This is a genomic window from Massilia sp. METH4, from assembly GCF_037094685.1.
GTDB lineage: Bacteria > Pseudomonadota > Gammaproteobacteria > Burkholderiales > Burkholderiaceae_D > Rugamonas.
The window spans coordinates 1,180,161-1,193,532 of record NZ_CP146614.1 but is presented as its reverse complement, the minus strand read 5'-3'; the positions used below and the strand labels follow the sequence as shown (position 1 = coordinate 1,193,532).

At 64.4% G+C, this 13,372-nt stretch carries 11 protein-coding genes; all 11 read left to right on the top strand.

Going from position 1 to position 13,372, the window contains the following annotated elements; all coding sequences use genetic code 11:
* The first annotated feature begins 143 nt into the window (after positions 1–143).
* The 11 genes from hemH (at position 144) to V6Z91_RS05235 (ending at position 13,293) form a co-directional block, all read left to right on the top strand.
* Positions 144–1,253, top strand: a complete 1,110-nt coding sequence (gene hemH / locus V6Z91_RS05285) for a ferrochelatase (RefSeq protein ID WP_338767580.1) — start codon at positions 144–146, stop codon at positions 1,251–1,253.
* A gap of 236 nt (positions 1,254–1,489) precedes the next feature.
* On the top strand, positions 1,490–2,044 hold the full coding sequence (gene grpE / locus V6Z91_RS05280; protein ID WP_338767578.1) for a nucleotide exchange factor GrpE: 555 nt from the start codon (positions 1,490–1,492) through the stop codon (positions 2,042–2,044).
* A gap of 96 nt (positions 2,045–2,140) precedes the next feature.
* The gene (dnaK, locus tag V6Z91_RS05275) at positions 2,141–4,105 is read left to right on the top strand and encodes a molecular chaperone DnaK (protein WP_338767575.1); all 1,965 of its coding nucleotides are present in this window, start codon (positions 2,141–2,143) and stop codon (positions 4,103–4,105) included.
* Positions 4,106–4,339: 234 nt separating this feature from the next.
* Positions 4,340–5,458, top strand: coding sequence for a molecular chaperone DnaJ (dnaJ, locus tag V6Z91_RS05270; RefSeq protein ID WP_338767573.1), 1,119 nt, complete (start codon positions 4,340–4,342; stop codon positions 5,456–5,458).
* Positions 5,459–5,707: 249 nt separating this feature from the next.
* Positions 5,708–6,373, top strand: coding sequence for a carbonate dehydratase (can, locus tag V6Z91_RS05265; protein WP_338767571.1), 666 nt, complete (start codon positions 5,708–5,710; stop codon positions 6,371–6,373).
* A gap of 268 nt (positions 6,374–6,641) precedes the next feature.
* Positions 6,642–7,871 carry a putative DNA modification/repair radical SAM protein gene (locus tag V6Z91_RS05260; protein ID WP_338767568.1) on the top strand — a complete coding sequence of 410 codons (1,230 nt, stop codon included), beginning with the start codon at positions 6,642–6,644 and terminating at the stop codon, positions 7,869–7,871.
* Entirely contained in the window at positions 7,868–9,364 is a 1,497-nt protein-coding gene (locus V6Z91_RS05255) for a UdgX family uracil-DNA binding protein (protein ID WP_338767565.1), read from the top strand. Before V6Z91_RS05260 ends, V6Z91_RS05255 begins: the two co-directional genes overlap by 4 nt.
* A 140-nt stretch (positions 9,365–9,504) precedes the next feature.
* Positions 9,505–10,419 (top strand): TauD/TfdA family dioxygenase, encoded by a 915-nt coding sequence (locus V6Z91_RS05250; protein WP_338767563.1) that lies wholly within the window; start codon positions 9,505–9,507, stop codon positions 10,417–10,419.
* Positions 10,420–10,587: 168 nt separating this feature from the next.
* On the top strand, positions 10,588–11,583 hold the full coding sequence (locus V6Z91_RS05245) for an ABC transporter substrate-binding protein (RefSeq protein WP_338767560.1): 996 nt from the start codon (positions 10,588–10,590) through the stop codon (positions 11,581–11,583).
* 1 nt (position 11,584) lies between these two features.
* Positions 11,585–12,421 carry an ABC transporter ATP-binding protein gene (locus V6Z91_RS05240; RefSeq protein ID WP_338767557.1) on the top strand — a complete coding sequence of 279 codons (837 nt, stop codon included), beginning with the start codon at positions 11,585–11,587 and terminating at the stop codon, positions 12,419–12,421.
* On the top strand, positions 12,418–13,293 hold the full coding sequence (locus V6Z91_RS05235) for an ABC transporter permease (RefSeq protein WP_338767554.1): 876 nt from the start codon (positions 12,418–12,420) through the stop codon (positions 13,291–13,293). The genes V6Z91_RS05240 and V6Z91_RS05235 overlap by 4 nt, the downstream gene beginning before the upstream one ends.
* Positions 13,294–13,372: the final 79 nt, after the last annotated feature.

The following is a 13,372-nucleotide window of genomic DNA, read 5'->3' as shown; positions in this document are numbered from 1 at the left end:
ACTTTATTGCGCAATCTGCCTAGGGGTGTTATTGCAAGGAAACACCTGATGCTGCCCGTCTGTTCTTGCCGTTCCGGACTGCACCGACAGGTTCCGCGTTTGCGCATCTATAATGGGCGCCTTCCTGCCCATCACGAGTCATCATGGCCTTTGCGAAAGAACCTCCCCACCAGCACGGCGCCGTCAGCGGCAGCGCCATCGTGCTGGTCAACCTCGGCACGCCCGATGCGCCCACGCGGGGCGCGGTGCGCCGTTACCTGAAGCAGTTTTTATCCGACCCGCGCGTGGTCGAAATCCCGAAAGCGGTGTGGTGGTTCATCCTGAACGGCGTGATCCTGCCGTTCCGTTCCGGCCAGTCGGCCAAGAAGTACGCGTCGATCTGGACGGAGGATGGCTCGCCGCTGCGCATCCATACGCAAAACCAGGCGATGCTGCTGCACGAGGCGCTGCAGGCGCGCGGTCACCAGGACGTGACGGTGGCGATGGCGATGCGCTATGGCACGCCGTCGTTGCCGGACGTGCTGGCCCGGCTGAAGGCCGATGGCTGCGACCGCATCGTGGTCCTGCCCGCCTATCCGCAGTATTCCGGCACCACCACCGGCTCGATCTGGGATGCCGTGTTCCGGCACTACCGCAAGATCCGCAACATTCCCGAGCTGCGCCTCGTGAAGAACTACCACGACCACGATGCCTACATCGAGGCGTTGCGCCAGAACGTGCTGGCGCACTGGGAGCAGCATGGCCGCGCGAAGAAGCTGGTGATGAGCTTCCACGGCACGCCCAAGCGCACCCTGCTGCTGGGCGATCCCTACCACTGCGAATGCCACAAGACGGCGCGCCTGCTGGCCGCCGCGCTCAAGCTGCGCGACGACGACTATATCGTCACCTTCCAGTCCCGCTTCGGCAAGGCCGAATGGCTGCAGCCGTACACGGCGCCCACCGTGCAGAAGCTGGCGCAGGAAGGCGTACGCAGCATCGACGTGATTTGTCCCGGCTTCACCAGCGACTGCCTGGAAACGCTGGAGGAGATCGCGATGGAAGTGCGGCACGATTTCCTCTCCGCCGGCGGCAAGGACTTCCATTACATTCCCTGCCTGAACGAGAGCCCGGCCTGGATCGCCGCGCTGGCCGAGATCGCCGAACAGCACATGATCGGCTGGCCGGCCATGGTGTCGCCCGCGCAGCGCGCCATGCGCGAACGGGATGCAGCGGTCGGCCGCGACCGCGCCATTGCCCTGGGCGCAGCGGAGTAAGCCATTCTCCGCGCAGCAATCGCGCAACATTGATCTCCCTGCACGTTGTTAGCACTTGCGGGCGACGAGTGCCAGCCTGTTAAAATAACAGGTCGGCCGGTTCGCCCGGCACTGATTTGCCAGCCGCTTGTCAAGCGCTGTCCGCACAATGCCCTTGAAATGAGAAGGGGTATCCCCAGATTCGGCCAGTGCAGCAAGAGCAATGTCAAACAAACACGAATTGTAGGAGTCCAACGATGCAAGACCAGGAAAACCAGGCCAGCCCGATTCCCGAGGAAGCGCAGCAGCAGGCCCAGCCGCAGCAAGCGGCTCCCGCCGAGGCCGCAGCCACCCCGAGCCTGGAAGAGCAGCTTGCCGCCGCCGAAGCGAAGCTGGCCGAGATGCAAGACGCCTTCATGCGTGCCAAGGCAGAAGGCGACAATATCCGCCGCCGTGCCCAGGAAGACGTGGCCAAGGCCCACAAGTTCGCCGTCGAGGGCTTTGCCGAGGCACTGCTGCCGGTGAAGGACAGCCTGGAGATGGCGCTGAAGGTCGAAACGCCGTCGATCGAATCGCTCAAGGAAGGCGTGGAGATGACGCTCAAGCAGCTGAACTCCGCGTTCGAGCGCAACAAGCTGCTCGAAGTGGTGCCGGCGCCCGGCGACAAGCTGGACCCGAACCGCCACCAGGCCGTGGCCATGGTGCCCGCCGAGCAGGAAGCCAATACCGTCGTCGCCGTCCTGCAAAAGGGCTACACGATCGCCGATCGTCTGCTGCGCCCCGCCATCGTGACGGCTGCCCAGCCGAAGTGATTCGGGCGAATCGCTTCCAAGCTCTTGAAAAGTAAGAAGCTTTTCCGCATATAAGACTTATTCAGAAACTAATCCGTTTACGAGGAAGAACAAACCATGGGCAAAATGATCGGTATCGACCTGGGCACGACCAACTCCTGCGTCGCCATCATGGAAAATGGCCAGCCGAAGGTCATCGAGAACGCTGAAGGCGCGCGTACCACGCCTTCCATCATCGCTTACCAGGAAGACGGCGAGATCCTCGTCGGCGCGCCGGCCAAGCGCCAGGCCGTCACGAACCCGAAGAACACCCTGTTCGCCGTGAAGCGCCTGATCGGCCGCAAGTACGAAGAGAAGGAAGTGCAGAAGGACATCGCGCTGATGCCTTACCAGATCTCGAAAGCCGACAATGGCGACGCGTGGATCAGCGTGCGCGACAAGAAACTGGCACCGCCGCAGATTTCCGCCGAAGTGCTCCGCAAGATGAAGAAGACCGCCGAGGATTACCTGGGCGAGGAAGTGACCGAAGCCGTGATCACGGTGCCGGCCTACTTCAACGACTCGCAGCGCCAGGCAACCAAGGACGCCGGCCGCATCGCCGGCCTGGACGTGAAGCGCATCATCAACGAGCCGACCGCGGCCGCGCTGGCGTTCGGCCTGGACAAGACCGACAAGGGCGACCGCAAGATCGCCGTGTATGACCTGGGTGGCGGCACGTTCGACATCTCGATCATCGAAATCGCCGACGTGGATGGCGAGAAGCAGTTCGAAGTGCTGTCGACCAACGGCGACACGTTCCTGGGCGGCGAAGACTTCGACCAGCGCGTGATCGACTACATCATCGAAGAGTTCAAGAAGATCAACGGCCTGGACCTGAAGAAGGACCCGATCGCCCTGCAGCGCATCAAGGCTTCGGCCGAGCGCGCGAAGATCGAACTGTCGTCGTCGCAGCAGACCGAGATCAACGAGCCGTACATCGCCATGGCGAACGGCGCGCCGGTCCACCTGAACCTGAAGATCACTCGCGCCAAGCTGGAGTCGCTGGTCGAAGAACTGATTTCGGCGACGATCGAGCCGTGCCGCACCGCCATCAAGGATGCCGGCGTGAAGGTCTCGGACATCGACGACATCATCCTGGTCGGCGGCATGACCCGCATGCCGAAGGTGCAGGAAAAAGTGAAGGAATTCTTCGGCAAGGATCCGCGCAAGGACGTGAACCCGGATGAAGCCGTGGCCGTGGGCGCCGCGATCCAGGGCGCCGTGCTGTCGGGCGACCGCAAGGACCTGCTGCTGCTGGACGTGACCCCGCTGTCGCTGGGTATCGAAACGCTGGGCGGCGTGATGACGAAGATGATCCAGAAGAACACCACGATCCCGACCAAGTTCTCGCAAGTGTTCTCGACGGCCGACGACAACCAGCCCGCGGTGACCATCAAGGTCTACCAGGGCGAGCGTGAAATCGCCGCCGGCAACAAGGCGCTGGGCGAGTTCAACCTGGAAGGCATCCCGCCGGCGGCCCGCGGCACGCCGCAGATCGAAGTGACCTTCGACATCGACGCCAACGGCATCCTGCACGTGAGCGCGAAGGACAAGGCCACCGGCAAGGAAAACAAGATCACCATCAAGGCGAACTCCGGCCTGTCCGAAGAGGAAATCCAGAAGATGGTGAAGGACGCCGAACTGAACGCGGCCGAAGACAAGAAGGTGAAGGAACTGGCCGAATCGCGCAACCAGGCCGACGCGCTGGTGCACTCGACCAAGAAATCGCTGACCGAGTACGGCGACAAGCTGGAAGCGGCCGAGAAGGAAAAGATCGAGTCCGCCATCTCCGCGCTGGAAGGCGAGATCAAGTCCGGCGACAAGGCATCGATCGACGCAAAGATCGCCGCGCTGACCGAAGCCGCGCAGAAGCTGGGCGAGAAGATGTATGCCGACATGCAGGCGCAGCAGGCAGCCGGCGGCGGTGCCGACGCGGGTGCCGCGGGTGCCGGTGCTGGCCAGCAGGCCGGCGGTTCGGACAACCGCGCGCAGCAGGACGACGTTGTCGACGCCGACTTCAAGGAAGTGAAGGACAACAAGTAAGTCTGGCATAGCCGTGGAAACCGGCCAGGAGAAGTCGGCATGATTCTCCTGACACCGCCGAGCGGAGCGGCCGTTGTACGGTGCCCGCTCGGCGTTTTTGCATAACCGGTATGGGTTTGAGGCTGTTTCACAACGCCAACGTCGTGCCGATCGATGGGCGGCGGCGGCAGGTGGCGATAACATCCGCGCCCTGTTACAGTCTCCCTTCTATTCAGTTCAGTTAGGTGCCTGCATATGGCAAAGCGTGATTTTTACGAGATTCTCGGCCTGGCAAAAAATGCCTCCGAAGAAGAGATCAAGAAGGCTTATCGCAAGCTTGCGATGAAGTACCACCCGGACCGCAACCCGGACAACAAAGAGGCGGAAGAGAAGTTCAAGGAAGTCAAGGAAGCCTACGAGATGCTGACCAATCCGGAAAAGCGCGAGGCGTATGACCGCTATGGTCACGCCGGCGTGGACCCGAACATGGGCGGCGGCGGCTTCGGTGCCGGCGGCTTCGGCGATGCCTTCGGCGACATCTTCGGCGACATCTTCGGCGGCGGCGGCCGGCGCGGCGGCGGGCCTCAGGTCTACCGCGGCGCGGACCTGCGCTACAACCTCGAGATCACGCTGGAGCAGGCCGCCCACGGCTACGACACGACGATCCGCGTGCCCGCCTGGGACAAGTGCGACACCTGCCACGGCTCGGGCGCCAAGCCCGGCACGTCGCCGGTCACCTGCTCCACTTGCGGCGGCCATGGTCAGGTGCGCATGCAGCAGGGCTTCTTCAGCATCCAGCAGACCTGCCCGAAGTGCCACGGCACCGGCAAGATCATTCCGGAACCGTGCCCGGCCTGCTCGGGCGCCGGCCGCATCAAGCGCAACAAGACGCTGGAAGTGAAGATCCCCGCGGGCATCGACAACGGCATGCGCATCCGCTCGTCCGGCAACGGCGAACCGGGTACCAATGGCGGGCCGCCGGGCGACCTGTACGTGGAAATCCACATCAAGCCGCACCCGGTGTTCCAGCGCGAAGGCGACGACCTGCACTGCGAGATGCCGATCTCCTTCGCCAAGGCGGCGCTGGGCGGCGAGATCGAAGTGCCGACCCTGTCCGGCAAGGTGTCGTTCACCGTGCCTGAAGGTACGCAGTCCGGCAAGACGTTCCGCCTGAAGGGCAAGGGCGTGAAGGGCGTGCGTTCCGGCTACCCGGGCGACCTGTTCTGCCACGTGGCCGTCGAGACGCCGGTGAAGCTGACCGAGAAGCAGAAGGAATTGCTGCGCGAGTTCGAGCGCGCGACGGCGGAGGGTGGGTCGAAGCATTCGCCGCAGTCGAAGACGTGGATGGACAAGGTCAAGGACTTCTTCGAATAAGTGGTGGGGCCTCGATAACCTGTTGCGCAACGCCAGCCGCTGGCTTACGGTGCTCATTACGGTTTCTCGAGGTCCCGCGGCGCGCGTAGGAAGCGGAGATGCGCGTACTGAAGTCTCTCGACTCGGGATCGCTACCAAAATAGTACGTTCGGCCGACCGGCCTTTATTCGGGTAAACTGCCGGTTGCACAAGCGGCCGCCGCGTTGCAAGTGAGCAACCGGCGGCTTTGTTACGTCTGAAAGGAATATCATGAGCGACACCAAGCCATCCGACCTGCGGGAACTCCTGAACAACAACCGCCGCTGGGCCGAGTCCATGGTCCAGCGCGACCCGGAATTCTTCCAGCGCCTGGCCAACCAGGCCTCGCCCGAATACCTGTGGATCGGCTGCTCCGACAGCCGCGTCCCCGCGAATGAACTGCTCGGCCTGCTGCCGGGCGACGTGTTCGTGCACCGTAACATCGCCAACGTCGTCGTCCACTCCGACCTGAACTGCCTCTCCGTGCTGCAGTTCGCGATCGAGGTGCTGAAGGTGAAGCACGTGATCATCGTGGGCCACTATGGCTGCAAGGGCGTGCATGCCGCGCTGACCGGCGCCCGCGTGGGCCTCGTCGACAACTGGCTGCGCCACGTGCAGGACGTAAGCCAGAAGCACGAGCGCTACCTGGGTACCGTGCTGGACGAGCGCGTGCGCAGCGAAAAGCTGGTGGAACTGAACGTGGTCGAGCAAGTGGTCAACGTGTGCTCGACCACCATCGTGCAGGACGCCTGGGACCGCGGCCAGCAAGTGTCGGTACACGGCTGGGTGTACGGCATCAACGACGGCCATCTGCACGACCTGGGCATGACGATCAGCGAACTGCCGGAGCTGCAAGTAAAGCTGAAGGACCGGCTGAGCAATAACTACAGCGCCTGATGCGCAAGCCCGTGCCGACACCTTGGCAACGCAGGCTTGGTGTCGGACATCTTTTCCTGGGCGCCTCATCCAGGAAAAGGTGTACGACACCGGTTCTCCCCGGTGCTCGCCGATACCTCACGAGAAAACCAGTGTCAGCCACGTTCTCCGTTGGAAAAGGTGGCTGACACCAACGCTGAACCGCTGCTGACCCGCTATTCGTGACGCCCCTGCGGTGCCCTGAACAGGACTCCGCTATACTGTATATCTGTACAGTTGGGTGCCGAATATGGAGCTGATCGACAAACTGGAAGTCCTGGCCGACGCGGCCAAGTACGATGCGTCGTGCGCCAGCAGCGGGGCGCCGAAGCGCTCGTCCGAAGGCAAGGATGGCCTGGGCGCCACCAACGGCATGGGCATCTGCCACAGCTACACGCCCGACGGCCGCTGCGTGTCGCTGCTGAAGATCCTGCTCACCAATTTCTGCATCTACGATTGCCAGTACTGCGTGAATCGCCGCACGTCGAACGTACCGCGCGCCCGCTTCACCGTGCAGGAAGTCGTCAAGCTCACCGTCGACTTCTACCTGCGTAACTATATCGACGGCCTGTTCCTCAGCTCCGGCATCATCCAGTCCGCCGACTACACGATGGAGCAGCTCGTTTCCGTCGCCCGCGAGCTGCGCGAAGTGCACCAGTTCCGCGGCTATATCCACCTGAAGACGATTCCCGACGCCGACCCGGCCCTGATCGAGGCGGCCGGCCGCTATGCGGACCGCCTGTCCGTCAACATCGAACTGCCCACGCAGGACAGCGTGCAAAAGCTCGCCCCCGAAAAGAGCGTGCATACGATCAAGCTGGCGATGGGCAGCATCCGCCTGAAGCTGGACGAGAAGGAAGCCGAGCCGAAGGCGCCGAAGTTCGCGCCGGCCGGGCAGAGCACGCAGATGATCGTGGGGGCCGATGCGAGCGACGACGCGCGCATCCTCACCACCGCCGAAACGCTGTACGGCAGCTACAAACTGAAGCGCGTGTACTACAGCGCTTTCAGCCCCATTCCCGAAAGCCCGAAGAGCGTGCCGTCCGCGCCGCCACCGCTGCTGCGCGAACACCGCCTGTACCAGGCTGACTTCCTGCTGCGCAGCTACGGCTTCCAGGCGAAGGAACTGTTGCCGTCGACGGGCAACCTGCCGCTCGACATCGACCCCAAGCTGGCCTGGGCGCTCGCGCATCGCGAGCACTTCCCGATGGATCTGAACCGCGCGGAACCGCAGATGATCGCCCGCATTCCAGGCATCGGCCTGCGCAACGCGCAGCGCATCGTCGAGCTGCGCCGCATGCGGCAGGTGCGCTGGGCCGACCTGGCGCGGCTCAAGTGCAGCATGAAGAAGGTGGCGCCCTTCATCGTCACCGCCGACTACCGGCCGGCACGGGACACCACGCCCTCCGACACGCTGCGCCGAGCCATGGCCGACGTGCCCCAGCAAATGGCCCTGTTCCCGGAGTTGCAGGCGGCATGACGGACGTGGTTGCGCTGGCGCGGTCCGGCCAGCCCGTCGTCGCGACGTCGTTCGACGAATGGCGGGCCGCGGCGCGCGACTTGATCGTGCGCCGCCTGCCACCCGAATCCGTACAATGGTCTACGCAGGATGGCGGTGGTGACCTGCTGAGCGGCATGCCTCCGGTAGTGGTAGCAGGAAGCAAGGTAGTTGATGAGGTGGTTGCTCAAACCCCCGATATGTCTTCGGACCCACCGCCCCGTATTTCACGGCAGCTGATGGAGCTGCTGCAGAGCGCCGCCTGCTACCGCGCGCCCGACCGCTGGGCCTTCCTGTACCGCGTGCTGTGGCGCTGGCACCATGGAGAACACGAGGTCATATCGATGGCGGATGAGGATGGGGCGCGCCTGCACCACATGGCGAAGGCCGTGCGGCACGAAGAACACGACATGCATGCGTACCTGCGCTTCCGCGAGCGCCCTGAAGAAGCAGGCGAGCCGCGTTTCGTCGCCTGGTTCGAACCGGCGCACGACGTGCTGCCGCAAGTGGCCAGGCACTTCGCCAGGCGCATGGGCAAGACCAGCTGGATGATCGCCACGCCCGACGCCACCGTGCTGTGGGACGGCGCCACGCTGCACACGGGCGAAGCGCTGGCGCGCAGCGCCGCCGACTTCGACGATGCCGGCGAAGCCCTCTGGCTCACCTACTACCGCAGCATCTTCAATCCGGCCCGCCTGAATGCGGACATCATGCACGGCCATATCCGCCAGCGGTTCTGGAAGAACCTCCCCGAAGCGGCCGTGGTGCCGCACATGGTGACGCAGGCTGCCGCTGGCGCCCGCAAGGTGGGCCAGCTCGACACGGTGGGCAAGCGCGGCGGCACGACAATTCCGATCTCGTCCGAGAAGGCGGCGCCCGAGCGCCAGCAACCGAGCTCGCTGGACGAATGCCGGCGCTGCGACCTGTGGCAGAACGCCACGCAGGCGGTGGGAGGGCAGGGCGCGCGCCGCGCGAAGATCATGCTGGTGGGCGAGCAGCCGGGCGACCAGGAAGACCTGGCCGGCAAGCCCTTCGTCGGCCCGGCCGGTGAATTGCTGGACAAGGCGATGGACGAAGCGGGCATGGACCGCCGCACCGTCTACGTGACGAACGCCGTGAAGCACTTCAAGTGGGAACCGCGCGGCAAGCGCCGCCTGCACAAGACGCCCGCGCAAAAGGAAGTGATGGCCTGCCACTACTGGCTCGAGGCGGAGCTGGAATCGATCGGTCCGGACGTGCTGGTGGCGCTGGGCAGCACGGCGCTGAAGTCGATCCTGCAGACGGGCAGCGTGACGATGAAGGACTACATGGGCGCGCCGTTCGAGCATGACGGACGCATGGTGGTCGTCACGTACCACCCCTCTTACGCGCTGCGCGTGCCGGACCGCGAGTCGCGCCATGCGGCATTCGCCGCGATTGTCGAAGCCCTGAAAACGGCGCAGCGGCTGGCCGACGGCGAGTCGCCGGGAGCTTGAAAATCTCATATCGATATCAAAAAGCATTCGTTTTCATCATGATGCGCGCGGCATAGACTGGCCTCACTCGACTGGTGCCGTGGCCGTGGAAAGCGCGGTGCCGGGCGAGCTTCCGAACCCCGTCAGCTGGAGCGCATCACATGTCCGCAGTATTGAGTGCCGCAGTACCAAGTGCTGTCCCGAGTGTCGCCGTTTCTCCGGAAAACACGCCGCTCATTCGCCCGTTCGATGGTCCCCTTGGCGCTGAAGTGATTGGCCTCGACCTGGCACGGCCACTCTCCCGCAAGGTTCTGTTGCAGCTGCATGCCGCCCACCTGGAGCACCATGTGCTGGTGTTCCGGGACCAGCGCATCACGCCGCAGCAGCAGGTGGACTTCTCCCGCCTGTTCGGCCCCTTGCAGATTCATGTGCTGAGGAATTTCCAGCTGGCGGGGCATCCGGAAGTCCTCGTCGTCTCGAACATCGTCGAGAACGGCAAACCGATCGGCCTGGGCGATGCCGGCCACTTCTGGCATTCCGACCTGTCGTACAAGGAAAAGCCCAGCCTGGGCTCCATGCTGCATGCGCAGGAACTGCCGGCCGAAGGAGGCGACACGCTGTTCGCCAACATGCACCTCGCCTGGGACACGCTGCCCGAAGCGGTGAAGAGCCAGGTCCGCTACGCAAAGGCCGAGCACAGCTACCTGAAGCAGTACGGCGAACTGCAGCGCCGCAGCCCGTGGCGCCCGAACCTCACGCAGGCGCAGATCGACGAAGTAAAGCCCGTGGTGCACCCGGTGGTGCGCACGCATCCGGAAACGGGGCGGCAGGCGCTGTTCGTCAGCGAGCACTTCACCACCCGCATCGTCGGCATCCCCGAGGATGAAAGCGAGGCGCTGCTCAAGGAACTGTTCGCGCACAGCGTGAAGCCGCAGCACGTGTACCGCCACCAATGGCAACCGCACGACATGGTGTTCTGGGACAACCGCTCGCTGATGCACCTGGCCGCCGGCTGCCCCGCCGACCAGCGCCGCAAGCTGTACCGCACCACGATCGAGGGCGACGTGCCTTACTAACCCAACCGACAACCGGTGACAGGCACCGGGTTTTTGGAAATGTTTCTCCAAGACCGGTGGCTTTATGGGGGTTTCGCGGAGCATGCTCCGCGCCCATAAAGCGGTGATGGCGTGCACGCCATCACTCCTCCCAGGCACCGGTTGAAAAATTTCGAAAAGAAGAAGACCATGAAACGATTGAAGATCGCCGCGGGTGCGCTTGCGCTCGTGCTGGCCGCCGGCGCGCAAGCTGAAGGCACCATCCGCATCGCCGAGCAGTTCGGCGTGACTTACCTGCTGCTCAACATTGCGCAGGAGCAGAAACTCATCGAGAAACACGGCAAGCAGAATGGCGTCGACGTGACGGTCGAATGGAAGAAGCTTTCCGGCGGCGCCGCGATCAACGATGCGCTGCTGTCGGGCAGCATCGATATCGCCGGTGCCGGGGTGGGCCCGCTCGTCACGGTGTGGGACCGCACCAAAGGGCGCCAGAACGTGAGGGGCGTGGCGGCGCTGGGCAGTTTCCCGTACTACCTCGTCAGCAATAATCCGAAGATCAAGTCGATCGCCGATTTCACGGACAAGGATCGCATCGCGCTGCCGGCGGTCACCGTATCGGTGCAGTCGCGCATCCTGCAGATGGCCGTCGCGAAACAGTGGGGCGACAAGGAGTATGCCCGCCTCGACAAGATCACCCAGACCCTGCCACATCCGGACGCGGCCAGCGCCATCATCGCGGGCGGCACCGAGATCACCGGCCACTTCGGCGCGCCGCCGTTCCAGGAGCAGGAGCTGGCGCAGAACCCGAACGCACGGGTGGTGCTCAATTCTTACGAGGTGCAGGGCGGGCCGTCGTCGTCGACGGTGTTGTACGCCACCGAGAAATACCGCAAGGAGAATCCGAAGACGTACCGCGCCTTCGTGCAGGCCCTGGCCGAGGCGGCCGATTACGCGGCGAAGAACCCGGAAGGCGCGGCCGACATCTACCTGAAGGTCAACAAGAGCAAGGTCGACCGCAACCTGCTGCTGAAGATCTTCAAGTCGCCGGAAGTGCACTTCAAGATCGCGCCGCAGAACACGCTCGCGCTGGCGCAGTTCATGCATCGCGTGGGCGCCGTGAAGAACAAGCCGGCCAGCTGGCGCGACTACTTCTTCGACGACCCGCTGGTGGGGCAGGGGAGCTGACATGGCGCCGCTCCAGGTCGTCCGCCCACAGGTGAACAGCGAGGCATTGCTGCGCGCCCGCGGTGTCACGCTCGAATATCGCAGCGGCGGCAACGCCGTGCGCGCCACGCAGGATGTCGACTTCGACGTGTTCAGTGGCGACCGCTTCGTGCTGCTGGGCCCATCGGGGTGCGGCAAGTCGTCGCTGCTGAAAGCCGTCGGCGGCTTCATCACGCCGGCGGCCGGCACGATCACGCTTGCCGGACAGGCCATCACGAAGCCTGGGCCGGACCGCATCTGCGTATTCCAGGAATTCGACCAGCTGCCGCCATGGAAGACCGTGCTGCAGAACGTGATGTTCCCGCTGCTGGCCTCCAGGAGCTGCGGCCGCGCCGAGGCGCAGGAACGCGCACGGCACTGGATCGCCCGCGTAGGGCTGGAGCGTTTCGAGCATGCGTATCCGCACACGCTGTCCGGCGGCATGAAGCAGCGCGTGGCGATCGCCCGCGCGCTCGCGATGCAGCCGGCCGTGCTGCTGATGGATGAACCCTTCGCCGCGCTGGACGCCCTCACGCGCCGCACCATGCAGGAAGAGCTGACCAAGCTTTGGGAGGAGTCGCCGTTCACGCTGCTCTTCGTCACGCACTCGATCGAGGAAGCGCTGGTGGTGGGCAACCGCATCCTGCTGCTGTCGCCGCATCCGGGCCGCGTACGCGCGGAGCTCAACAGCCACCAGTTCGGCTTGCACAGCGCCGGCAGTGCCGAGTTCCAGCAAGCCGCCCAGCGCATCCACCACCTGCTGTTCGGCGAGGCGCCGGCCGTGCCGCGGCCCGATGAAGAAGAAAGGATCGCCCTGTGAGTACATTGGCCCCGCCCATCCGCCAGGAATTCCAGTACGACCTGGCGCCCGCCGCGCCGGCGTCGCTGCAACGCCGCCTGCCGGCCGCCCAGCGGCTGTGGCAGCAGGGCTGGCTGCGCAAGACCGTGCTGCTGGCCGGCCTGGCGCTGCTGTGGGAACTGGCCGCGCGCTGGCAGGACAACGACCTGCTGCTGCCCACCTTCCTGCAGACGGCGCGCGCCTTTTTTGAAGGCATCGCCACCGGTGAACTGGTCGAAAAGGTCGAGGTGTCGCTGGCCGTGCTGGTGCAGGGCTACGCGGCCGGCATCGCGCTGGCCTTCGTGCTGACGGCGCTGGCCGTGTCGACCCGGCTGGGACGCGACCTGCTGGAGACGCTGGTCGCCATGTTCAACCCGCTGCCGGCCATCGCGCTGCTGCCGCTGGCCATGCTGTGGCTGGGGCTCGGCAATGCCAGCCTCGTGTTCGTGATCGTGCACGCCGTGCTGTGGCCGCTGGCGCTGGGCACCTACGCCGGCTTCCAGTCCGTGCCGGCAACCTTGCGGATGGCCGGCCGCAACTACGGGCTGGCGGGGCTGCCGTTCGTCGTGCAGATCCTGGTGCCGGCCGCGCTGCCGGCCATCGTCTCCGGCCTGAAGATCGGCTGGGCCTTCGCCTGGCGCACGCTGATCGCCGCGGAACTCGTGTTCGGCGCCTCGTCCGGCAAGGGCGGCCTGGGCTGGTACATCTTCCAGAACCGCAACGAGCTGTACACCGACAAGGTCTTCGCCGGCCTCGCCGCCGTGATCCTGATCGGCCTCGCCGTCGAACACCTGCTGTTCGCCACTTTGGAGCGCACCACCGTACAAAGATGGGGCATGCGGTCGAATGGCTGAGTTCGTGTCATCGTGCCTGACTCCCTGACACGAGCTCGACCGTAAGATGTTTATTCGCTGAGTTGGCACAATTATTGCT

Excerpts from the sequence above, each read along its gene's own strand:
- hemH (WP_338767580.1), top strand. The coding sequence starts at position 144 with ATGGCCTTTGCGAAAGAACCTCCCCACCAGCACGGCGCCGTCAGCGGC.
- grpE (WP_338767578.1), top strand. The coding sequence starts at position 1,490 with ATGCAAGACCAGGAAAACCAGGCCAGCCCGATTCCCGAGGAAGCGCAG.
- dnaK (WP_338767575.1), top strand. The coding sequence starts at position 2,141 with ATGGGCAAAATGATCGGTATCGACCTGGGCACGACCAACTCCTGCGTC.
- dnaJ (WP_338767573.1), top strand. The coding sequence starts at position 4,340 with ATGGCAAAGCGTGATTTTTACGAGATTCTCGGCCTGGCAAAAAATGCC.
- can (WP_338767571.1), top strand. The coding sequence starts at position 5,708 with ATGAGCGACACCAAGCCATCCGACCTGCGGGAACTCCTGAACAACAAC.
- V6Z91_RS05260 (WP_338767568.1), top strand. The coding sequence starts at position 6,642 with ATGGAGCTGATCGACAAACTGGAAGTCCTGGCCGACGCGGCCAAGTAC.
- V6Z91_RS05255 (WP_338767565.1), top strand. The coding sequence starts at position 7,868 with ATGACGGACGTGGTTGCGCTGGCGCGGTCCGGCCAGCCCGTCGTCGCG.
- V6Z91_RS05250 (WP_338767563.1), top strand. The coding sequence starts at position 9,505 with ATGTCCGCAGTATTGAGTGCCGCAGTACCAAGTGCTGTCCCGAGTGTC.
- V6Z91_RS05245 (WP_338767560.1), top strand. The coding sequence starts at position 10,588 with ATGAAACGATTGAAGATCGCCGCGGGTGCGCTTGCGCTCGTGCTGGCC.
- V6Z91_RS05240 (WP_338767557.1), top strand. The coding sequence starts at position 11,585 with ATGGCGCCGCTCCAGGTCGTCCGCCCACAGGTGAACAGCGAGGCATTG.